The organism is Streptomyces asoensis (assembly GCF_016860545.1).
Classification (GTDB): domain Bacteria; phylum Actinomycetota; class Actinomycetes; order Streptomycetales; family Streptomycetaceae; genus Streptomyces; species Streptomyces asoensis.
Genome location: NZ_BNEB01000003.1, coordinates 231,530 through 253,283, shown reverse-complemented (window position 1 = coordinate 253,283; position 21,754 = coordinate 231,530). Strand labels below are relative to the sequence as shown.

Below are 21,754 nucleotides of genomic sequence, written 5' to 3'. Positions count from 1 at the left end.
CGTTGCTTCATCCCACCATGCAGCAATCATCGCTGGTGCTTCACGGTCGGCGGGGGTGATCCTCGGGCCATGCGCCCCGCCCATCTCGCCCTCGCCGTCCTCGTCGCCGCCGTCTGGGGCGTCAACTTCACCGTCCTGGAGATCGGTCTCGGCCACTTCCCGCCGCTGCTCTTCTCCGCCCTGCGCTTCCTGGTGGCGGCCCTGCCCGCGGTGTTCTTCGTGGGGCGCCCCGAGGTGGCCTGGAAGTGGATCGTGGCGGTGGGCCTGGTGCTGGGGGTGGCGAAGTTCGGGCTGCTCTTCGTCGGCATGGACGCGGGGATGCCGGCCGGCCTGTCCTCGCTGGTCCTCCAGATCCAGTCCGTGTTCACCGCCGTCATCGCCTTCGCGGTGCTCGGCGAGCGCCCGACCCGGCTCCGGCTCCTGGGCATGGCGGTGGCCCTCGCGGGGATCGCGGTGGCCGCGGTCGACGAGGGCGCCTCGGGCTCGCTCGGCGCGTTCGCGCTGGTCGTCGCGGCGGCAGCCTGCTGGGGCGGGTCGAACGTCCTCACCCGCCGGGCCTCCCCGCCGGACGCGCTGAACTTCATGGTGTGGGTGAGCACGGTCCCGGTGCTGCCCCTGCTCGCCCTCTCCCTGCTCACCGAGGGCCCCTCGCGCGACCTCGCCGCGCTGCGCGCGCTGGACTGGCAGGGCGCAGGCACCCTGGTCTACGTCGCCTGGGTCACCACGCTCTTCGGCTTCGGCGCATGGGGCCGGCTGCTGCACCGCCACCCGGCGTCCACCGTGGCTCCCTTCTCGCTCCTGGTGCCCGTCTTCGGCATGACGTCGGCCGCCGTTTTCCTCGGCGAGCCGGTGAGCGCCCTGCGCTGGTGCGCGGCGGCCCTGCTGGTCGGCGGGGTGGCGCTGACCTCCCTCGCACCGGCGAGGTGGGCCGCACGGCGGGCCGCCCCGCCCACCGCCGGACCCGCCGTCCCGCCGCAGGGGACCGCCCCGGCACCTGTCCCGGCATCCGTGCCGGAACCCGCCCCGGATCCTGTCCCGGAAGCCGTCCATCCCGTGGACGTACCGGCGGCGGGGCCGACCCGCGCGGGATCATGAGGGGCATGCCCCTCGTCGACATCCCCGGTTCCAAGTCCCTCACCGCCCGCGCCCTCTTCCTCGCGGCGGCCGCCGACGGCGTCACCACCCTCCAGCGCCCCCTGCGCTCCGACGACACCGAGGGCTTCGCCGAGGGGCTGACGCGGCTCGGCTACCGCGTGGGACGGACACCGGACGCCTGGCAGGTCGACGGCCGCCCGCAGGGACCCGCGGTCCCCGAGGCCGACATCCACTGCCGGGACGGCGCGACCACGGCGCGCTTCCTGCCGGCCCTCGCGGCCACCGGGCACGGCACCTACCGCTTCGACGCCTCCGCGCAGATGCGCCGACGCCCCCTCCTGCCGCTCACCCGCGCCCTGCGCGACCTGGGCGTGGACCTGCGGCACGAGGAGGCGGAGGGCCACCACCCGCTGACCGTGCGGGCGGCGGGCGTCGAGGGCGGGGAGGTGGTGCTGGACGCCGGCCAGTCCTCCCAGTACCTGACCGCGCTCCTCCTGCTCGGCCCGCTCACCCGCACCGGTCTGCGCATCACCGTCACGGACCTGGTCTCGGCGCCGTACGTCGGCATCACGATCGCGATGATGCGGGCCTTCGGCGTCGAGGTGGGACGTGAGGGGAACACCTACCTGGTGCCGCCGGGCGGCTACCGGGCCACCGCCTACGCGATCGAGCCCGACGCCTCCACCGCGAGCTACTTCTTCGCCGCCGCCGCGCTGACCGGCGGCGAGGTGACCGTGCCGGGCCTCGGCCGGGGCGCGCTCCAGGGCGACCTGGGCTTCGTGGAGGTACTGCGGCGGATGGGCGCCCGGGTGGACGTCGGCGCGGACCGCACGACCGTCGCCGGGACCGGGGAACTGCGCGGCCTCACCGTCACCATGCGGGACATCTCCGACACCATGCCGACCCTCGCCGCGATCGCCCCCTTCGCCACCGGGCCCGTCCGCATCGAGGACGTGGCGAACACCCGGGTGAAGGAGTGCGACCGCCTGGACGCCTGCGCGGAGAACCTGCGGCGGCTGGGCGCCGAGGTGGCCACCGGACCCGACTGGATCGAGATCCGGCCCGCGGCGGCCGGTTCCGGCGCGGCCGGTCCGGGCCCGGGCGCTTCGCTCACCGGCGCCGGCATCAAGACGTACGGCGACCACCGCATCGCGATGTCCTTCTCGGTGACCGGACTGCGGGTCCCCGGAATCTCGTTCGACGACCCCGGCTGCGTCCGCAAGACTTTCCCCGGCTTCCACGAGGCGTTCGCGGAGCTGGTGAAGGTACTGCGGAAGGACGGCACGGGGTGAGTTTCAGGCTGGAGGGGCCGGTTCTCGAGGGCGCGCTCGTGCGCCTGGAGCCGCTGGGGCACCGGCACACCGCCGACCTGGCGGTCGCGGCCGAGGAGGACCGCGGGACGTACGACTTCACCTGGGTCCCCAGGGCGCACGAGGCCGGTGACTACGTGGACGCCCAGCTCGCCCGCGCGGCGACCGGCAGGCTCGCCCCCTACGCGCAGATCTCCCTCGCCACCGGCCGCGCGGTCGGCGCGACCTCCTTCTGGGAGCCGCGGTCCTGGCTGACCGACGACCGACTGGACGCCGTGGAGGTCGGTTTCACCTGGCTGGCCGGCTCCGCCCAGGGCACGGGAGTCAACGCCGAGGCCAAGCTCCTGCTCTTCCGGCACGCCTTCACCCGGTGGGGCGTCTCCCGGGTGGACCTGAAGACCGACGCCCGCAACGCCCGTTCCCGCGCCGCCATCGAGAGCGTCGGCGGCCGCTTCGAGGGTGTCCTGCGCAACTGGTCCCGCTCCTGGGCGCCGGGCGAGGACGGCGCCCTGCGCGACTCCGCGATCTTCTCCGTCACGGCGGAGGAATGGCCGCGGTGCGAGCGGCGGCTGACGGAACGCGTCGCACGGTTCCTGCCGGAGCCGCCGCCGGAGCCGGAGCCGGAGCCGGGGCCGGAGCCGGAGCCGGGGCCGGAGCCGGAGCCGAGGCCGGGCGCCGGGTGAGCGGCAGCGGGACGGCGGCGGGTCACGGCAACGGACCGCACACCGCCGGGAGACCGCCCGGGGTGTGAGACGCCCGTGGCCCGCGCACGGGTGTTCGCCGATCATCGGCCCCATGACCACGCGCTCGTATCTCATCCTCCACGGCTGGCAGAACCACCGTCCCGAGGCCCACTGGCAGCACTGGCTCGCGGACCGGCTCGCCGAACTCGGCCACGAGGTCGTCTACCCGCAGCTGCCCGACCCGGACGACCCGGACCTGGAGGTGTGGCTCGCCGAACTGGCCCGCCGTCTCGACGCCCCCGCCGCCGGCACCGAGCGGGTGGTGATCGCGCACAGCCTCTCCGTCCTGCTCTGGCTGCACGCCGTCGCCCGCGGTCTTCCCGGGCTCGCCGGGGTCCACCGGGTGCTGCTGGTGTCCCCGCCGTCCGGTGCGGTCCTCGCGCGGTATCCGGAGGTCGAGGGGTTCGCCTTCGCGGGCGACGACCTCGCGCGGCTCGGCGGTCGCCCGCTCCCGCACCCGACCCGGCTGGCCGCCGGGGACGACGACCCGTACCTCCCGGAAGGCGTGCAGGCGGCCTACGGCGACCCGCTGAACCTCACCGCCGAACTCCTCCCGGGCGCCGCCCACCTCGATCTCGACGCCGGCTACGGCTCCTGGCCGTCGGTCCTGCAATGGTGCCTGGACGACCGCACACCCCTCCACCCACGCCGACCTCACTGAAACAGGACTGGGCGCCCATGGCGGACGGCCCCGCGGCCGGAGGATCCGGCACCTGCGGCTCCGGGCTCCGTGGCTCAGCGCCCTGCGGGCCCGAGGGCGGTGCACCCTCTAGAGGCCCGCGGCGGACGGTCCCGTGGCCGGAGTGTCCCGTGCCTCGGTAACCTGCGGTTCCGGGCCCCGGGGCTCCGCAACCTGCGTGTCCGCAGGTGGCAGGCCCGGGACCTGCGCACGCGGGGCCGGGACGTCCGCGAGCGGGCTGTCCGCGACCCCCGCGTCCTGGACCGCGACGTCGGGGACAGGCGGGCCCAAGACGTGCGGGCCCAAGACGTGCGGGCCCGGGACGGGTGGGTCCGAGGCGGGCGAATCCGGGACGTGCGGGTCCGTCGGGGCACCGCGGAGTTCCGCAGTGGTCGCCCCCACCGCCGTCACCGCCGCCAGGCACATCAGACCGCCGGTGATCAGCGCGGTCGTGCCGGAGGACCAGCCCGCCACCACACCGCCCCGCAGGTTGCCGAGGTTGGGCCCCGCCTGGCCGACGATCGTCTCGGCCGCGGTCACCCGGCCCAGCAGGGCGTCCGGGGTGAGGGTCTGCACGATCGTGGCCCGGGACAGCACGGCCACCGAGTCCGCCGCCCCCGCCAGGGCCAGCATCCCCAGCCCCGCCCACGCACTGGTCGTCACACCGAAGAGGGCGAGGGCCGCACCCCACAGGGCCGCGGCGCAGAGCATCACCGGGCCGGGACGGCCGAGCCGGGTGACCGGCCCCGAGAGTGCGGTCGCCGTGACCCCGCCCACGGCCAGCGCGGACAGGAACAGACCCAGGGTCCGCGGGTCCCCGCCGAAGCGCTCCTCGTTGACGAGCGGGAAGAGACCGGCCGGCATCGCCAGCACCGTCGCGGCCAGGTCGATCAGCAGCGCGCCGCGCACCGTGCGGTGACCGGTCAGGAACCGCAGTCCGTCCAGGACGCCGTGCACCCCGGCACGGGACTTCTCGCCCTCGGGGGGCAGCGCGGGCAGCCCGTAGGCGCCGTAGAAGGACATGCCGAAGCTGAGGGCGTCCAGCAGGTAGCAGACGCCGATGCCCCACCAGCCGAGCACCACTCCGGCGACGGCCGGGCCGAGCAGCATCATCGCCTGGCCGGTGACCTGGTTCAGGGCGAGCCCGGCGGCCACCTGGTCCCTGGGCAGCAGCCGGGGCACGAACACACCGGCGGCGGGCGCCCCGATCGCGCCGAACGACGACTGCACCGCCACCAGCGCCAGCACGACGAGCACCGGGACGTGCCCGGTGAACCCCTGCACGGCGAGCAGCAGGGAGCAGACCGCGGAGCCGACGGTGCCCAGGAGGTACGCGCGGCGGCGGTCGGCCCGGTCCACCCAGGCGCCCGCGAACAGGCCGACGCCGATCATCGGCAGCGCCTGGGCGAGGCCGACCGCGCCGCTCCAGACGGCGCTGTGGGTCGTGTCCCACACCTGGTACATGACGGTGACCATGGTCATGAAGGCACCGAGCGTGGACACCGTGCGCCCGATCAGCAGCCGCCGGAAGACGGGGGAGGAACGCAGGGGACGTACGTCGACCAGGGCCCTGGACAAGAGGTTCATGACGGAACGACGGCGACGGAGGCCGCAGGCTGCTGATGCACGGCGCGGACACTAACCCGCGCCCGCACCGGACCGCCACCGGGTTACCGGCCCCCGGGCCCCGCCCCCGAGGCCCCCGGTTCAGGCGGAGTCGTTGAGCAGCCGGGCGAGGTGGTCGCGTCCGCCGCTCAGCAGTCCGGGCAGCGGCTCGGCGTCGTCGTACCAGCGCTGCTCGTACTCCCAGCACAGCCAGCCGTCCCAGCCGTGGCGGGTCAGGACCTCGACGCACTCGGCGAGCGGCAGCACCCCGGCGCCGAGCGCGAGCGGTGTGGTGTCCTGCGCCGAGGCGATGTCCTTGACCTGCACGTATCCGAGGTACGGCGAGAGTGCCGCGTAGGTCTCCAGCGGCTGTTCGCCGCCCAGCCAGGTGTGCATGACGTCCCACAGCGCACCGACCTGCCGGTGTCCGACCGGGCCGAGGACCCGGATGGCGTCCGCGCCGGTCCGGTGCGAGTCGTGGGTCTCCAGCAGGACGCGTACGCCGAGGTCGGCCGCGTACTCGGCGACGGTGCCCAGCCGCCGGGCGGCGACGGCGTCGGCGTGCTCGTCCTCGCCGCCGGGGAAGACACGCACGAAGGGCGCCCCGAGGTCGCGGGCGAGAGCGACGAGCTCGCGGATCTCCTCGATCACGGGCTCGTCGTCCCCCGGGGCGGCGACCCGCGGATAGCCCGCGAGCCCCAGGACCTCGACGCCCGCCGCCTTGAAGTCGGCGGCGACGCCGGCCCTGGCCTGCGGACCGAGCCCCGGATGGACCGGCTCCTCCGGATGCACGCGCAGTTCCACACCGTGGTAGCCGTGCGCGACCGCGAGCCGCAGCACGTCGGGGAGGGGAAGACCGGGAACACCGAGGGTGGAGAAGGCGAACTTCATACCCCCACTCTCACCCGCCCCGCCCCACGGGTCCACCACACACCACCCCGAAACCCACCGGCCCCCACCCGAGCGAGGGCCCCACCGGCCCCGTCCCACGGGTCCTCCGGGCTCCGCCCGAGGGACCCACCGGCCATCACCCGACGGGCCACCGCCCCCCCGCCCCACGGGCGCACCGGCCCTCGGCCCAGGAACCCACCGCCCCCCGACCGGGCTCCGCCCGAGGGCCCCACCGGCCCCACCCGAGGGACCTACCAGACCCCGTCCCACGAGCCCACCGGGCTCCGCCCGAGAGCCCACCGGCCCCCACCCCACGGACCCACCGGGCTCCGCCGGGCTCCGCCGGGCTCCGCCCCACGGACCCACCGGGCTCCGCCGGGCTCCGCCCCACGGACCCACCGGGCTCCGCCCGAGAGGCCCGCCGGACTGCGGCCGAGTCATCCACCGGACCCGGGCCCACGCGGCACCCCCGTCCCACCTTGCCCGTCCGTCCCACCCCGCCGCCCGTCCCGGCAGACCGTCCGTCCCGGCACACCGCCGGAACGCCGTGCATCCCGGCCCACCGCCCGTGCCGGCACACCCTCCGTGCCGGCACACCCTCCGTCCCGGTGCACCCTCCGTCCCGGCACACCACCCGGCCCCGCCGGCCTGATCCACCGCGCCGCGAGGCAGCGGCGGAGCACCCGCGGCCCCACGCCCCCTCAGGTGCGCGGGCTTCCCGAGGACCCCCGCACCATCAACTCGCCCCGCACCGTGGCGATGCCGCCCGGCGGCGGCTCCTCACGGCCCATGGCGATACGGCCCGCCCGTGCTCCGGCCTCGGCCAGCGGCAGCCGGACCGTCGTGAGGGAGGGCACCGCGTCGATGCTGAAGGGGAGGTCGTCGAAACCGGCCACCGAGACGTCGTCCGGGATGCGCAGGCCGGACTCGCGTAGCGCCGCGCAGGCGCCGAGCGCGACGGAGTCGTTCGCGGCGACGACCGCCGTCAGCGAGGGGTCCCGGCGCAGCAGCTCCAGCGTCGCCTCGTAGCCGGCCCGCCGGTCGTAGCGTCCGTGGACGGTCCAGCGGGGGTCCTCCTCGATGCCGGCCGCGGCCAGCGCCGCCCGGTGGCCCTCGAGCCGGTGGCGCGTGGTCGTCCGCTCCTCGGGGCCCGCGATGTAGCCGAGCCGCCGGTGCCCGAGCCCGATCAGATGCTCGGTCAGCTCCCGGCCGCCGCCGCGGTTGTCGAAGGTCAGCGCGATCGCGCCGGTCTCCGGCGCGGGCGGCCGGCCGCACAGCACCACGCGGGTCCCCGCCTCGCCCAGCCGCCGCAGCTTCGCCGCCACCGCCGCCGCGTGCGGCTCGTTCTCCATGGCCCCGCCGGTCAGCACCACGGCCGCGGCCCGCTGCCGCTGAAGGAGCGTCAGGTAGGTCAGCTCGCGCTCCGGCGAGCCCCCGGTGTTGCAGACCACCGCGAGCCGTTCGCCGCCGGCCCGGCCGCCCGGCCCGCCGATCTCCGCCTGGATCGCGCTCGCCATGATCCCGAAGAAGGGGTCCGCGATGTCGTTCACCAGGATGCCGACCAGGTCGGACGTCGCCGCGGCCAGCGCGCTCGCCGGCCCGTTCAGCACGTAGTCCAGTTCGTCGACCGCCCGCAGCACCCGCTCCCGGGTGGAAGCGGCGACGGGGTAGTTCCCGTTCAGCACGCGCGACACCGTCGCGGGCGAGACCTGCGCGCGGGCCGCCACGTCCGCCAGGGTCACCGTCATCTACTCGTCCTCCGGTCACGCATCTCGTCGTACGTCGTCGTACGCCCAGGTAGACAGCGGCCCCGGGGGGCCTGGTTCCGGGCGTGTCGAGCAGACCTTACGGCCCGGCAGGCCAGTTGTTCGCCCCCTCGAACAACTCAGGATGGACACGGTCTTGTCCGGACCACTGGTCAGAGGCTAACTTCCTCTTATATAGAAAGCGCTTGCTGTCACGCTGATCAGGAAGAGGCGTACGCGGCGCGCGACAACCGCGGACAACGCCCACGAAGGGACCGACGTGACACGCAAGACGGTGCGTATCGCCATGAACGGCGTGACGGGGCGCATGGGCTACCGCCAGCACCTCGTACGATCCATCCTGGCCCTGCGCGAACAGGGCGGCCTCGACCTCGGCGACGGCACGGTGCTGTGGCCGGAACCCATCCTCGTCGGCCGCCGCGAGCACGCCCTGCGGGCGCTCGCCGAGCGGCACGGCCTCGAACACGTCTCGACCGACGTCGACGCGGTCCTCGCGGACCCCACCGTCGACATCTACTTCGACGCCCAGGTCACCTCGGCCCGCGAGGAGGCGATCAAGAAGGCCATCGCCGCCGGCAAGCACATCTACACCGAGAAGCCGACGGCCACCGGCCTCGACGGAGCCCTCGAACTGGCCCGCCTGGCCTCCGCCGCGGGCATCAAGCACGGCGTCGTCCAGGACAAGCTGTTCCTCCCCGGCCTGCTCAAGCTGAAGCGCCTCATCGACGGCGGCTTCTTCGGCCGGATCCTGTCCGTGCGCGGCGAGTTCGGCTACTGGGTCTTCGAGGGCGACTGGCAGGCCGCCCAGCGCCCGTCGTGGAACTACCGCGCCGAGGACGGCGGGGGCATCGTCGTCGACATGTTCCCGCACTGGGAGTACGTGCTGCACGAGCTGTTCGGCCGGGTGAAGTCCGTCCAGGCTGTCGCCACCACCCACATCCCGCAGCGCTGGGACGAGAACGGCAAGCCCTACGACGCCACCGCCGACGACGCCGCCTACGGCATCTTCGAACTCGACGGCGGCGCCATCGCCCAGATCAACTCCTCCTGGGCGGTCCGGGTCAACCGCGACGAACTCGTGGAGTTCCAGGTCGACGGCACGGAGGGTTCGGCCGTCGCCGGCCTGCGCAACTGCCGCGTCCAGCACCGCAGCGCGACCCCCAAGCCGGTCTGGAACCCCGACATCCCCGCCACCGAGGTCTTCCGCGACCAGTGGCAGGAGGTGCCGGACAACGGCGAGTTCGACAACGGCTTCAAGGCGCAGTGGGAGCTGTTCCTCAAGCACGTCTACGCCGACGCGCCCTACCACTGGGACCTGCTGGCCGGCGCCCGTGGCGTCCAGCTCGCCGAGCTCGGCCTGAAGTCCTCGTCCGAGGGCCTGCGCCTGGACGTCCCGGAGGTCACGCTGTGACGATCCAGCTGCCGGGCGCCGACGGGAGCCTGCGGACCTACGAGCCCCGCACCGAGTCCCTCGCCCTCACCGCCGGCGCGCCCTTCACCTCCCGTACGGTCTTCTCCGCGGCGCACGTCGTCGCGGACCCGTTCGCCGACACCACGCCCGACTCGCCCGCCGCGATCGACTGGGACGCCACCCTCGCCTTCCGTCGGCACCTGTGGTCGCACGGACTCGGCGTCGCCGAGGCGATGGACACCGCCCAGCGCGGCATGGGCCTGGACTGGGCGGGCGCGGCCGAGCTGATCCGCCGCTCCGCCGCCGAGGCGAAGTCCGTGGGCGGTCTCGTCGCCTGCGGCGTCGGCACCGACCAGCTCACCGGCCCCGCGACCCTGGCCGAGGTCCGCGCGGCCTACGAGGAGCAGCTCGCCCTCGTCGAGGCCTCCGGCGCCCGGTCCATCCTGATGGCGTCCCGTGCCCTGGCGGCGGCCGCGTCGGGCCCCGAGGACTACCTCGACGTCTACGGACACCTCCTGCGCCAGGCCTCGGAGCCGGTGGTCCTGCACTGGCTGGGCCCGATGTTCGACCCGGCGCTGGAGGGCTACTGGGGGACGAGCGACCTCGACGCGGCCACCGACACCTTCCTGGAGGTCATCGCCGCCCACCCGGACAAGGTGGAAGGCATCAAGGTCTCGCTGCTGGACGCCGGGCGGGAGATCGACATCCGCCGCAGGCTGCCCCAGGGCGTCCGCTGCTACACCGGCGACGACTTCAACTACCCCGAGCTGATCGCGGGCGACGAGAAGGGCTTCAGCCACGCCCTCCTCGGCATCTTCGACCCGCTGGGCCCGCTGGCGGCCCAGGCGGTCCGGGTCCTCGACACGGGCGACACGGCGGGATTCCGTGCCCTCCTCGACCCGACCGTCGACCTCTCGCGCCACCTCTTCCGGGCGCCCACCCGCTTCTACAAGACGGGTGTGGTCTTCCTGGCCTGGCTGGCCGGCCACCAGTCGCACTTCACGATGGTCGGCGGCCTCCAGTCGGCCCGCTCCCTCCCGCACCTCGCCCGCGCCTACGAACTCGCCGACGGTCTGGGCCTGTTCCCCGACCCCAAGCTCGCCGAGGAACGGATGAGGAACCTGCTCGCCCTGTACGGAGTGGCCCGGTGAGCGACCGCGACCTGACCCGCTTCTCCATCAACCAGATGACGGTGAAGCAGCTGTCGATGCCCGAACTGGTCGCCGCCTGCGGTGACCTGGGGGTGACGAACGTCGGCCTGTGGCGCGAGCCGGTGCAGGCGTTCGGTGTGGAGGAGACGGCGAAACTGGTCCGCGACGCGGGCCTGACCGTGACCACGCTCTGCCGCGGAGGCTTCCTCACGGCGCTCGACCCGGACGAGCGGGCCGCCGCGCTGGCCGACAACCGGCGCGCGGTGGACGAGGCGGCGGCGCTCGGCACCGAGGTGCTGGTCCTGGTCTCCGGCGGCCTCCCGGCCGGATCGAAGGACCTGCACGGCGCCCGCGAACGCATCGCCGACGCACTGACGGTCCTCGGCCCCTACGCCGAGGAGCACGGGGTGAAGCTGGCGATCGAGCCCCTGCACCCCATGTACGCCGCCGACCGCTGTGTGGTCTCGACGCTCACGCAGGCCCTGGACCTGGCCGAACGCTTCCCCGCCCACCAGGTCGGCGTCACCGTCGACACGTACCACATCTGGTGGGACGACCGGGCGCCCGCCCAGATCGCCCGGGCGGGCGCGGGCGGCCGTATCCACACCTTCCAGCTCGCCGACTGGACGACCCCGCTGCCGGAGGGTGTGCTGAACGGCCGCGGTCAGATCGGCGACGGCTCGATCGACATGCGCGAGTGGCTCGGCCATGTGACGCGGGCCGGTTACACGGGCGCCGTGGAGGTCGAGCTGTTCAACGACGGGCTGTGGGCCCGCGACGGCCGCGAGGTCCTCGCGCAGACGGCGGAGCGCTTCGTGCGGCACACGGCGGGCTGACCGGACCGCGACCCGCCGGGGGCGCCGCCCCCGTCCCCAGGTCTGCGTGGCACCGTCCGCGTCATCTGCGTCATCTGCGTCGTTCCGCAGGACGGCCGCCGGGGGCATCCCCGAACCCGGCGGCCGTCGGCCCGGTGGCCCCGGGGCCGTGCGCGGCCCGACCGCCGCCGCCCCGGCCCGGGGCATCCGCACCTGCCGCCCGGATCAGTCGGGCAGCCGGTCCAGCAGCCAGGTGCAGAGCTCCTCGCTGATGGCCGTGTGCGGCGTGGTGGTCGACGACAGGACGAAGTCGTCGAACTCGCTCTCTTCCGGCGAGAGTTCGTCGATGTTCACGTACAGGTCGGACTGCTTCTCGATGTCGCGGACGGCGACCGCGCTCACCGACGGGACGAAGCACACGTCCTCGTGCCGCAGATCCACCGTGCCCCCGAGCTTGCGCAGGGTGTCGGCGAGGATCTCGTAGGTGTGCAGGGTGCCGCCCGGTGCACCGTCCAGCTCCGGGAAGCCGTTGGTGGTGACGGTCTTCTCGGCCTGGGGGAGCCGCCGCTTGAGGTAGGCGGCCGTGACGTCGTCGCCCTGGGCCTGCGTGTAGAAGGTGGTGCCGGGGTAGATCCCGTCCACCCTCAGGGCGACCTCGCCGGGCTTGACCTCGGGCAGGCCGACCCCGTCGGCGCGGCCGTTGGCGAGGCCGAGCAACCGGGGGATCCGCGGCCAGTTGCCGATCCGCTCCAGCTCGGCCAGGAACTCCGTGCGCTCCGGGGCGACGCCGATCTTGCCGGTGTCCTTGTCGTAGTGACGCCACAGCATCTGACGGGCCGCCGGGCTGTTCATCTGCTTCGCGAAGTCGTTCGGGAACGGGATGAAGTACGCGAACGCCTGCACGCCGACCGGGATGGACGCGCCGCGGTGCGGGCTGTCCCAGGAGAAGTACAGGCCGGTCCGGTGGTCCATGCGCTGCATCTCGAGCCGGGTCAGCGCGTAGCGGGTGACGATGCCGCCCATGCTGAACCCGCCGACGACCAGCCGGGCGTCCCCCAGCTGCTCCGCGTGCGCCCGCATGATGGCGGCCGTGGCCGTCTCCGCGTTGGTCAGGATGGACGCGCTGCGCTCCTCGAAGCCGACCAGGATCACGTCCCGGTTCCGCCGGCGCAGCTCGCTGACGAGCGGGAACTCGCCGCCCTCCAGCCCCTGGTAGAGCTTGTCGAGCTCGCTGCGGCCGAGGTTGAAGCCGTCGGCCATGATGACGGGACGGCGGATGCCGCCGCCGTTGTCCTCGCCGGGGAACACCCAGGCGAAGCCGTTCGGCAACGGCCATTCCTCGTGCTCGGGAACGGTGACCGCGGTGGGGGACGCGGTCGTCGGCGGGGTACCGAGGGTGAACGTGCCGGCGTTGGGCTCGGCGGTCTCGGACATGGTCGTGCTCCTCGTGGGAGGGGTGGGGGAACGATCACATCATGGGGGGCGATTTCGCCTCGTCACCCGTTTGACCTGCGGGGTTCATTCCAAGTGATGCAAAGTGCCCGCGAGGTGTTTGGTGCGCCTGGCATGTGCCCCTGGCTTGTTCTGTTCGCCCGGGCGTTCACATCGCCGGGTGTCGCCGACGTGCCGTCCGGCTGCCGCCGGACGCGTCGGCACGACCTGCGCCGTCCGCGCCCGGGCCGCCGAAGATCTTGCGCGAGCCGTGCAACCCTTGCGCGCCTTCGGCCGTCGTACTCGGCATCAGGGCTTCTGGAGGGGGATCCGGGGGGATCGCGGGGGTTCTGGTGCGGAGGGGAAGAGCCGAGGGGGCCGGGTCGACGGACCGGGCCCCCTCGAAGCTTTTCCGCCGGTGGCCGCGATCAGAAGAACACCCCGCACCGCAGCAGCACGTTCGCGTACGGCCGGGCCTCCCCGGTCCGCACCACCAGCCGCGCCCCCGCCGACAGCCGCTTCAGCTCCTCGTGCGCGACCAGGTCCAGCTCCGGGAAGTGCCCGTCCAGCAGCGCGGCCGCCGCCGGATTGGCCTCCCGGACCTCGGCCGCCGCCGTGGCGCCCTCCACGACCAGCTCGTCGAGCAGCCCGTCGACCACCTCGGCGAACGACGGCACCCCCGCCCGGAAGGCCAGGTCCACGACCCGCGGCCCGTCCGGGATCGGCATCCCGGCGTCGCACACCAGCACCCCGTCCCCGTGGCCCAGACCGGCCAGCGCGCCGGCGAGATGCCGGTTGAGTATCCCGGCCTTCTTCACCGGACCCCGCCCTCTTCGCCGGTGAGCGCCTCGACCTCGTCTGCCGTGGGGAACGACTCCTGCGCGCCCCGCCGCGTCACGGCCACCGCCCCCACCCGCGCCGCGTACGCCGCGGCCTCGGCCAGGGACGAACCCGTACCCAGCCGCCACGCCAGCGCCGCCGTGAAGGAGTCACCGGCACCCGTCGTGTCCACGGCGTCCACCCGCACCGACGGCACCCGCGTGACCCCCTCCGCGGACGCCACCAACGCGCCCTGCGCGCCCAGCGTCACGACCACCGACCGCGGACCCCTGGCCAGCAGGGTCCGCGCCCAGTCCTCGGGATCCGCGCCGGAGCGCTCCTCGCCGAGGATGACCGCCGCCTCGTGCTCGTTGACGATCAGCGGGTCGCAGGCCGCCAGCACCTCGGCCGGCAGGGGCCGCGGCGGGGACGGGTTCAGCACGAACCGGCTGCCCGGCGCCAGACTCCGCACGACCTCCACGACCGTCTCCAGCGGGATCTCCAGCTGCGCCGACACCACACGGGAGGCGCGGACCAGCCCGGCCGCCGCGCGGACGTCGGCCGGGGTGAGGTGCCCGTTGGCACCCGGTGACACCACGATGCTGTTGTCGCCCGACGGGTCCACGGTGATCAGCGCGACGCCCGTCGGGGCCCCGCCCTCCAGGACGCCGGCCGTGTCGACCCCGGCCGCCCGCTGGGAGTCGAGCAGCAGCCGCCCGTACGCGTCGTCGCCGACCCGGGCCAGCAGGGCCGTACGGGCCCCGAGCCGGGCGGCCGCGACGGCCTGGTTCGCGCCCTTGCCGCCGGGATGGACCGCCAGGTCGGAACCGAGGACCGTCTCCCCGGCGGCGGGCCTGCGCTCGACGCCGATCACCAGGTCGGCGTTGGCGGACCCTACGACCAGAAGGTCGTGGTCGTACATGAAATGACTCCCCTGATACGTGACTCGGGGCGGACGGTGCCCGGGAAGCCCCCGGGACGACCGTCCGCCCGCTCGCCGGATGTCAGCCGCTGAACCCGGCCACGTTCTCCTTCGTGACCACCTTCACCGGCACCTTGACCGTCTGCTCGACCTTCTTGCCCTGCAACGCCTTCAGCGCGTTGTCCACAGCGATCCTGCCCAGCTGGGACGGCTGCTGCGCCACCGACGCGTACAGCGTGCCGTTCTCGACGGCGGTCAGCCCGTCCGGCGTGCCGTCGAAGCCGACGACCTGGACGGACTTGCCGGCCTTCGCACCCAGCGCCTTGATCGCGCCGAGGGCCATCTCGTCGTTGGCGGCGATGACGCCCTGGACGTCCGGGTGGGCCTGGAGCAGGTTCGACATCACGTCGAGGCCCTTGGTGCGGTCGAAGTCGGCCGGCTGCTGGGCCAGCACCTGGATGCCGGGGTAGGCCTTGAGCCCCTTGGCGAAACCTTCCGCCCGCTCGCGCGCCGCGGAGGTGCCCGCCTGGCCCTGGAGGATCACGATCTTGCCGGTGCCGCCCAGCTTCTCGGCGACCGTCCTGGCGGCCAGTTCGCCGCCCGCCACGTTGTCGGAGGCGACCAGCGCGTCCACGGTGGCCTTGTTGACGCCCCGGTCGACCGCGATGACCGGGATCTTCGCCTTGTCGGCGGCCTTCACCGAGTTGCTCGCCGCGTCCGAGTCCACCGGGTTGACGATGATCGAGTCGAGGCCGGAGCTGGTGAAGTTCTGGAGCTGGTTGGCCTGCTGCGAGGCGTCGTTCTGGGCGTCGGTGACCGTCAGGTCCACGCCCAGCTTCTTCGCCTCGGCCTTCGCGCCCGACTGGATCTGCACGAAGAACGGGTTGTTGAGCGTGGACAGCGCCAGGCCGACCTTGGGGTTCGTGCCCGAGGTGGTGCCGCCGTGCAGGAAGGACGTCGCGCCGACCACCGCCACGGTGACCACGGCCGCGAGACCGTAGGTCGCCGCCTGCCGGCCCTTGCCGCCCCCGCTGCCCGTCCCGGCCGCCATCGGGGTCGCCCCCGCCTTGCGGCGCACGGTGTCGAGCAGCACGGCCAGCGCGATGACGACGCCGATGACGACCTGCTGCCAGAACGCGGACACCGACAGCAGGTTGAGCCCGTTGCGCAGCACCGCGAGGATCAGCGCGCCGATCAGCGTGCCGGACGCCTTGCCGGTGCCGCCCGCGAGGGAGGCACCGCCGATGACGACGGCGGCGATCGCGTCGAGCTCGTAACCGTCGGCGGCCTGCGGCTGCGCGGAGGACAGCCGGGAGGCGAGCACGATGCCGGCCGCGGCCGCGAACACACCGGACAGCGCGTAGATCGCGAGCTTCTGCCTGCGCACCCGCAGCCCCGACAGCCGGGCCGCCTCCTCGTTGCCCCCGATGGCGTACATGGAACGGCCGATGTACGTCCGGCCGAGCACGAACGCGGCGATCAGACCCGCCACGACCATCACGATCACCGGCACCGGCAGCCAGCCGCCGAGGGTGTCACCGAGGTGGGAGACCGAGTCGGGGAAGGCGATCGGGGAGCCCTCGGAGATCACCAGCGACAGTCCGCGCGCCACCGACAGCATCGCGAGCGTCGCGATGAACGGCGGCAGCTTGCCGTAGGCGATGAGGAAACCGTTCACCAGGCCGGCCGCGATGCCGGTGGCGACGGCCAGGACCACCGCGACCGCCACCGGTACGCCGTGCTGGGTGGCGCTCCAGGCCAGCACGGTGGCCGACAGGGCCGCCACCGAGCCGACCGACAGGTCGATGCCGGCCGAGACGATCACGAAGGTGACGCCGAAGGCGAGGATGGCGGTCACGGCCGCCTGGACACCCACGTTGAGCAGGTTGTCCGTGGTCAGGAAGTCGCCCGACAGCGCCGACATGGCGATGACGAGCACGATCAGCGCGGTCAGCGCGCCGTTGTCGAGGAGCAGACGGCGGACCGCCGTGGCGCCACCGGCGCCCGTCCCGCTCTTGAGCGTCTCAGCGGCCATGGCCGGCCTCCAGTTCGTTGTCGGTGGGGGTGGGAGTGGTGGTGCCGACGGCCAGTGCCATGACGGAGTCCTGCGTGGCCTCGTCGGCCGACAGTTCGCCGGCGATCCGGCCCTGGGCCATGACCAGCACCCGGTCGCTCATGCCGAGCACCTCGGGCAGGTCGCTGGAGATCATCAGGACGGCGGCACCGGCGGCCGTCAGTTCGTTGATCAGCTGGTAGATCTCGACCTTCGCGCCGACGTCGATCCCGCGCGTCGGCTCGTCGAGGATCAGCACCTTGGTGTCGGCGAGCAGCCACTTGCCGATGACGACCTTCTGCTGGTTGCCGCCGGACAGCGTGCGCACCTGCTGGCCGAGACCGGCCATCCGCACGTTCAGCTGCGCGGCGATCCGTCCGGCCGACTCGTGCCGGCCCTTCAGGTCGACCAGCCCGGCGCGGGCGGAGGCCCGCATGGTCACGAGCCCGAGGTTCTCCTCGACCGACTGGTCGAGCACCAGCCCCTGGCCCTTGCGGTCCTCGGGCACGAGCCCGATGCCGGCCGCCATGGCGGCGTTCACGTCGTGCCGGGGCAGGGCCGTGCCGCCGACGCGGACGGTCCCCCGGTCGTAGGGGTCCGCCCCGAAGACGGCCCGGACGACCTCGGTGCGGCCCGCTCCGACGAGCCCGGCGACACCGACGACCTCACCGGCGTGCACCTCGAAGCCGACGTCGTGGAAGACGCCGTCGCGGGTCAGGCCCTCGACGGACAGCAGCGCGTCTCCCGCGCCGGCGCGCTCCCTCGGGTACTGCTGCTCGATGGAACGGCCCACCATGAGCCGCACGAGCTCGTCCTCGGGGGTGGAGGCCGGGACCTGGCCGACGCTGCGGCCGTCCCGGATGACCGTGACCCGGTCGCCGAGGGCCGCGATCTCGTCGAGGTGGTGCGTGATGAAGACGATGCCGACGCCGTCCTCGCGCAGCCTGCGCACGATGGCGAAGAGCTTCTCGACCTCCTCGGAGGTCAGCACGGCGGTCGGCTCGTCCATGATCAGCACGCGCGCGTCCAGGCTGAGGGCCTTGGCGATCTCCACCATCTGGAGGCGGGCGATGCCGAGTTCACGCACGCGCGTGCGCGGCGACACCCGGACCCCGACCCGCTCCAGCAGGACGGCCGCCTCGGCCTCCATCCGCTTGCGGTCGATCATCCCGAAGCGGCGCGGTTGCCGTCCCAGGAAGATGTTCTCGGCGACCGTCAGATCGGGGACGAGGTTGAACTCCTGGTAGATGGTGGCGATCCCGAGGCGCTCGGAGTCCTGCGCGCCGTGGATGCGCACCTCCTCGCCGCCGGCCAGGATCCGGCCCGCGTCGGGCCGGTAGGCGCCGGAGAGCATCTTGATGAGGGTGCTCTTGCCCGCGCCGTTCTCACCGAGCAGCACGTGCACCTCGCCCCGGCGCAGGTCGAAGTCGACGCTGTCCAGCGCGACCACGCCGGGGAAGGTCTTGCGTATGCCCTCGATGCGCAGCAACTCGTCCGCGTTGCTCACGTCTGGCTCCTGTTCGTTGCGGGGGACGGCTCCTGAGGGGCGGGGAACCCCTCGGGGCCGGGCGGCTCCTGGGGCGCGGGCTCGCCGCACGAGCGGCGGGCGACGAGCCGGGCGGCGAGGGTGACGGACTGCGGGGGCCGTCCCTCGATGCGGTCGACGAGCGCCCGTACGGCCGCCCGTCCGAGTTCACCGGTGGGCTGGGCGATCGCCGTGACGGGCGGATCGGTGTGCACGAACCACGGGATGTCGTCGAACGCGGCGAGCGCGAGGTCGTCCGGCACGCGCAGCCCACGCGCGCGTACGGCGTCGAGCGCGCCCAGCGCCATCAGGTTGTCGGCGGCGAACACGACCTCGGGCGGTTCGGGCAGATCGAGGAAGCCCTCGGTGACCCTGCGTCCGCTCTCGGCCTGGAAGTCGCCCTGGCCCGTGTAGGCGTCCGGGAGCGGCAGTCCGTACTCGGCCAGCGCGGCCCGGAAGGCCTCGACGCGCTCGCTGCCGGTGGTGGTGGCGGCGGGCCCCGCGATGATGGCCAGCCTGCGGTGGCCCAGCGCGTGCAGATGCGCCACGAGGTCACGCACGGCGGCGCGTCCGTCGGCCCGCACCACGGGCACCTCCACGCCCGGGATCCACCGGTCGACGAAGACCATCGGCGTCCCGCCGCGCGCCGCGTCGAGGATCAGCGGCGAGCCGCCGTCGGTGGGGGAGACGAGGAGGCCGTCGATCCGGCGGTCCAGCAGGGTCCGTATGTGGTGGTCCTGGAGGTCGGGCCGTTCGTCGGCGTTGCCGATGATGACGCTGTAGCCGAGCGAACGGGCCTCCTCCTCGACGGATCGGGCCAGCTCGGTGAAGTACGGGTTGAGCACGTCGCTGATGACCAGGCCGAGGGTGCGGGTCTGGTCGGTGCGCAGGGAGCGGGCGACGGCGTTCGGGCGGTAGCCCAGGGTCTCGACGGCGGCCAGGACACGCGTGCGTGCGTCGTCGCTGACCGACGGATGGTCGTTCAGGACGCGCGAGACCGTGGCGACGGAGACCCCCGCCTCGGCCGCGACGTCCTTGATGCTCGCCATCGCCGCCCCACCTCCTTGTGGACTCGGTTCACGGACGCCGAGGTCATGGAATCGATTACATCGGCGTGTACGGAGGATTGGAATCGATTACACGGGTATTAATCAAGCCCTCAACCAGATCCCGAGACCGGATCGTGATGAACGGGGCCGCCGGAGGGCCCCGCCGTCCGCGGCCGGGCGGTCCGGCTCCCGCCCCGGGGCTGTCGGTGCCGGGCGGTAACGTCGGGTCATGACCGATCAGGCGGGGGCCGCCCAGGCGGGAGAGCGGCGTACGGCCGCGCTGGAGGGTGTGCTCGAGCGCATCACGTACGCGAACGAGGAGACCGGCTACACGGTCGCCCGCGTGGACACCGGCCGGGGCGGCGGCGACCTGCTCACGGTCGTGGGCGCGCTGCTGGGCGCCCAGGTCGGCGAGTCGCTGCGCATGGAGGGCCGCTGGGGTTCCCACCCGCAGTACGGCAAGCAGTTCACGGTCGAGAACTACACGACCGTGCTGCCCGCCACCGTCCAGGGCATCCGCCGCTACCTGGGTTCGGGCCTGGTCAAGGGCATCGGCCCGGTCTTCGCCGACCGCATCACCCGGCACTTCGGCATGGACACCCTGAAGATCATCGAGGAGGAGCCGAAGCGGCTCGTCGAGGTGCCGGGACTCGGCCCGAAACGCACGAAGAAGATCGCCGACGCCTGGGAGGAGCAGAAGGCGATCAAGGAGGTCATGCTCTTCCTCCAGACCGTCGAGGTGTCCACGTCCATCGCGGTCCGCATCTACAAGAAGTACGGCGACGCCTCGATCTCCGTAGTGAAGAACCAGCCCTACCGGCTCGCCGCCGACGTCTGGGGCATCGGCTTCCTCACCGCCGACAAGATCGCCCGGTCGGTCGGCATCCCGCACGACAGCCCGGAGCGCGTCGGGGCCGGCCTCCAGTACGCGCTGTCGCAGGCCACCGACCAGGGGCACTGCTACCTCCCCGAGGAGCGCCTGATCGCCGACGCGGTCAAGCTCCTCCAGGTCGACACCGGGCTCGTCATCGAGTGCCTCGCCGATCTCGCGGCGCCGTCCGAGGAGGGCGGGGACCCCGGGGTCGTGCGGGAGAAGGTCCCCGCGGCCGACGGCGGCGACCCCGTCACCGCCGTCTACCTGGTCCCCTTCCACCGCGCCGAACTCTCCCTCGCCGGACGGCTGCTGGGGCTGCTGCGCGCCGAGGAGGACCGGATGCCGGCCTTCCGTGAGGTGGCCTGGGACAAGGCGCTGGCCTGGCTGAAGTCCCGCACGCGGACCGACCTCGCGCCCGAGCAGGAGGCGGCGGTGCGGCTCGCCCTGACCGAGAAGGTCGCCGTGCTCACCGGCGGCCCGGGCTGCGGCAAGTCCTTCACCGTCCGCTCGATCGTGGAGCTCGCCCGCGCGCGCAGGGCGAAGGTCGTGCTGGCTGCTCCCACCGGCCGCGCCGCCAAGCGCCTGGCCGAGCTGACCGGCGCCGAGGCCTCCACCGTCCATCGCCTGCTGGAGCTCAGGCCCGGCGGTGACGCGGCCTACGACCGCGACCGCCCGCTCGACGCCGACCTGGTCGTGGTCGACGAGGCGTCGATGCTGGACCTGCTCCTCGCCAACAAGCTGGTCAAGGCCGTGCCCCCGGGCGCGCATCTGCTCTTCGTCGGGGACGTCGACCAGCTGCCCAGCGTCGGCGCGGGGGAGGTGCTGCGCGATCTGCTCGCCGACGGCAGTCCGGTGCCCGCCGTGCGCCTCACGCGTGTGTTCCGGCAGGCCCAGCAGTCCGGTGTGGTCACCAACGCGCACCGGATCAACGCGGGGCAGCACCCGCTCACGGACGGCATGAAGGACTTCTTCCTCTTCGTGGAGGACGACACGGAGGAGACGGGCCGCCTCACCGTGGACGTGGCCGCCCGGCGGATCCCGGCGAAGTTCGGTCTGGACCCGCGCCGGGACGTGCAGGTCCTGGCCCCCATGCACCGCGGCCCGGCGGGCGCCGGCGCCCTCAACGGCCTGCTCCAGCAGGCGGTCACCCCGGGGCGGCCCGACGTGCCCGAGAAGCGGTTCGGCGGCCGGGTGTTCCGGGTCGGCGACAAGGTGACCCAGATCCGCAACAACTACGACAAGGGGGAGAACGGCGTCTTCAACGGCACCGTGGGCGTCGTGACCTCGCTCGATCCGGTCGACCAGCGCCTGACGGTCCTGACCGACGAGGACGAGGAGGTCCCGTACGACTTCGACGAGCTGGACGAGCTCGCCCACGCCTACGCGGTGACCATCCACCGTTCACAGGGAAGTGAATATCCCGCGGTGGTGATCCCCGTCACCACCGGAGCATGGATGATGCTTCAACGGAACCTTCTGTATACGGCCGTGACCCGCGCCAAGAAGCTGGTCGTGCTCGTGGGTTCACGCAAGGCGATCGGTCAGGCGGTGCGCACCGTCTCGGCGGGCCGCCGCTGCACGGCGCTCGACTTCCGGCTCGCGGGCCGCTGACCGC

General features: G+C 73.4%; 16 protein-coding genes and 1 pseudogene. 8 read left to right on the top strand and 9 right to left on the bottom strand.

Features of this window, described 5'->3' with window-relative positions; genetic code table 11:
* The first annotated feature begins 69 nt into the window (after positions 1–69).
* From Saso_RS13890 to Saso_RS13875, 4 genes are all read left to right on the top strand, one after another.
* On the top strand, positions 70–1,095 hold the full coding sequence (locus Saso_RS13890) for an EamA family transporter (protein WP_189918094.1): 1,026 nt from the start codon (positions 70–72) through the stop codon (positions 1,093–1,095).
* 5 nt (positions 1,096–1,100) lie between these two features.
* Positions 1,101–2,387 (top strand): 3-phosphoshikimate 1-carboxyvinyltransferase, encoded by a 1,287-nt coding sequence (aroA, locus tag Saso_RS13885; protein WP_189918092.1) that lies wholly within the window; start codon positions 1,101–1,103, stop codon positions 2,385–2,387.
* Entirely contained in the window at positions 2,384–3,088 is a 705-nt protein-coding gene (locus Saso_RS13880; RefSeq protein WP_189918090.1) for a GNAT family N-acetyltransferase, read from the top strand. The genes aroA and Saso_RS13880 overlap by 4 nt, the downstream gene beginning before the upstream one ends.
* 112 nt (positions 3,089–3,200) lie before the next feature.
* Complete coding sequence (locus tag Saso_RS13875; protein WP_189918088.1) at positions 3,201–3,809, top strand: RBBP9/YdeN family alpha/beta hydrolase; 609 nt, start codon at positions 3,201–3,203, stop codon at positions 3,807–3,809.
* A 375-nt stretch (positions 3,810–4,184) separates the two neighbouring features.
* On the opposite strand, the pseudogene Saso_RS13870 reads toward Saso_RS13875, so the two are convergent.
* The 3 genes and pseudogenes from Saso_RS13870 to Saso_RS13860 all read right to left on the bottom strand — a co-directional run.
* Positions 4,185–5,414, bottom strand: a pseudogene (locus Saso_RS13870) (MFS transporter); the annotation flags it as partial.
* A gap of 120 nt (positions 5,415–5,534) precedes the next feature.
* Positions 5,535–6,323 (bottom strand): sugar phosphate isomerase/epimerase family protein, encoded by a 789-nt coding sequence (locus Saso_RS13865; RefSeq protein ID WP_189918086.1) that lies wholly within the window; start codon positions 6,321–6,323, stop codon positions 5,535–5,537.
* A 701-nt stretch (positions 6,324–7,024) separates the two neighbouring features.
* Complete coding sequence (locus tag Saso_RS13860) at positions 7,025–8,071, bottom strand: LacI family DNA-binding transcriptional regulator (protein ID WP_189918084.1); 1,047 nt, start codon at positions 8,069–8,071, stop codon at positions 7,025–7,027.
* Between the two features lie 277 nt (positions 8,072–8,348).
* On the opposite strand from Saso_RS13860, the gene Saso_RS13855 reads away from it, so the two are divergent.
* Genes Saso_RS13855 through Saso_RS13845 form a run of 3 tightly spaced genes read left to right on the top strand, consistent with a single transcriptional unit; the run spans position 8,349 to position 11,487 of the window.
* A complete protein-coding gene (locus Saso_RS13855; RefSeq protein WP_189918082.1) occupies positions 8,349–9,500 on the top strand; it encodes a Gfo/Idh/MocA family protein in 1,152 nt (383 codons plus the stop codon).
* Positions 9,497–10,651 carry a dihydrodipicolinate synthase family protein gene (locus Saso_RS13850; protein WP_189918080.1) on the top strand — a complete coding sequence of 385 codons (1,155 nt, stop codon included), beginning with the start codon at positions 9,497–9,499 and terminating at the stop codon, positions 10,649–10,651. Before Saso_RS13855 ends, Saso_RS13850 begins: the two co-directional genes overlap by 4 nt.
* 35 nt (positions 10,652–10,686) lie before the next feature.
* Complete coding sequence (locus Saso_RS13845; RefSeq protein WP_234483116.1) at positions 10,687–11,487, top strand: sugar phosphate isomerase/epimerase family protein; 801 nt, start codon at positions 10,687–10,689, stop codon at positions 11,485–11,487.
* 204 nt (positions 11,488–11,691) lie between these two features.
* On the opposite strand, the gene Saso_RS13840 is transcribed toward Saso_RS13845, so the two are convergent.
* From Saso_RS13840 to Saso_RS13815, 6 genes are all read right to left on the bottom strand, one after another.
* A complete protein-coding gene (locus Saso_RS13840; RefSeq protein WP_189918076.1) occupies positions 11,692–12,900 on the bottom strand; it encodes an esterase/lipase family protein in 1,209 nt (402 codons plus the stop codon).
* Positions 12,901–13,325: 425 nt separating this feature from the next.
* On the bottom strand, positions 13,326–13,715 hold the full coding sequence (gene rbsD / locus Saso_RS13835) for a D-ribose pyranase (protein WP_189918074.1): 390 nt from the start codon (positions 13,713–13,715) through the stop codon (positions 13,326–13,328).
* The gene (gene rbsK, locus Saso_RS13830) at positions 13,712–14,638 is read right to left on the bottom strand and encodes a ribokinase (protein WP_189918072.1); all 927 of its coding nucleotides are present in this window, start codon (positions 14,636–14,638) and stop codon (positions 13,712–13,714) included. The genes rbsD and rbsK overlap by 4 nt, the downstream gene beginning before the upstream one ends.
* Positions 14,639–14,720: 82 nt before the next feature.
* Positions 14,721–16,673, bottom strand: coding sequence for an ABC transporter permease/substrate-binding protein (locus tag Saso_RS13825; RefSeq protein ID WP_189918070.1), 1,953 nt, complete (start codon positions 16,671–16,673; stop codon positions 14,721–14,723).
* The gene (locus Saso_RS13820) at positions 16,663–18,198 is read right to left on the bottom strand and encodes a sugar ABC transporter ATP-binding protein (protein WP_189918069.1); all 1,536 of its coding nucleotides are present in this window, start codon (positions 18,196–18,198) and stop codon (positions 16,663–16,665) included. Before Saso_RS13820 ends, Saso_RS13825 begins: the two co-directional genes overlap by 11 nt.
* Positions 18,195–19,265: a LacI family DNA-binding transcriptional regulator gene (locus Saso_RS13815; protein WP_189918068.1), complete on the bottom strand. Its 1,071-nt coding sequence runs from the start codon at positions 19,263–19,265 to the stop codon at positions 18,195–18,197. Before Saso_RS13815 ends, Saso_RS13820 begins: the two co-directional genes overlap by 4 nt.
* Before the next feature lie 229 nt (positions 19,266–19,494).
* Between Saso_RS13815 and recD2 the strand changes: the two genes are divergently transcribed.
* Positions 19,495–21,750, top strand: coding sequence for an SF1B family DNA helicase RecD2 (gene recD2, locus Saso_RS13810; protein WP_189918067.1), 2,256 nt, complete (start codon positions 19,495–19,497; stop codon positions 21,748–21,750).
* Positions 21,751–21,754: the final 4 nt, after the last annotated feature.

Coding starts and splice junctions, on each gene's coding strand:
- Saso_RS13875 (WP_189918088.1), top strand. CDS start 3,201: ATGACCACGCGCTCGTATCTCATCCTCCACGGCTGGCAGAACCACCGT.
- Saso_RS13860 (WP_189918084.1), bottom strand. CDS start 8,071: ATGACGGTGACCCTGGCGGACGTGGCGGCCCGCGCGCAGGTCTCGCCC.
- aroA (WP_189918092.1), top strand. CDS start 1,101: ATGCCCCTCGTCGACATCCCCGGTTCCAAGTCCCTCACCGCCCGCGCC.
- Saso_RS13845 (WP_234483116.1), top strand. CDS start 10,687: ATGACGGTGAAGCAGCTGTCGATGCCCGAACTGGTCGCCGCCTGCGGT.
- recD2 (WP_189918067.1), top strand. CDS start 19,495: ATGACCGATCAGGCGGGGGCCGCCCAGGCGGGAGAGCGGCGTACGGCC.
- Saso_RS13815 (WP_189918068.1), bottom strand. CDS start 19,265: ATGGCGAGCATCAAGGACGTCGCGGCCGAGGCGGGGGTCTCCGTCGCC.
- rbsK (WP_189918072.1), bottom strand. CDS start 14,638: ATGTACGACCACGACCTTCTGGTCGTAGGGTCCGCCAACGCCGACCTG.
- Saso_RS13825 (WP_189918070.1), bottom strand. CDS start 16,673: ATGGCCGCTGAGACGCTCAAGAGCGGGACGGGCGCCGGTGGCGCCACG.
- Saso_RS13840 (WP_189918076.1), bottom strand. CDS start 12,900: ATGTCCGAGACCGCCGAGCCCAACGCCGGCACGTTCACCCTCGGTACC.
- Saso_RS13865 (WP_189918086.1), bottom strand. CDS start 6,323: ATGAAGTTCGCCTTCTCCACCCTCGGTGTTCCCGGTCTTCCCCTCCCC.
- Saso_RS13890 (WP_189918094.1), top strand. CDS start 70: ATGCGCCCCGCCCATCTCGCCCTCGCCGTCCTCGTCGCCGCCGTCTGG.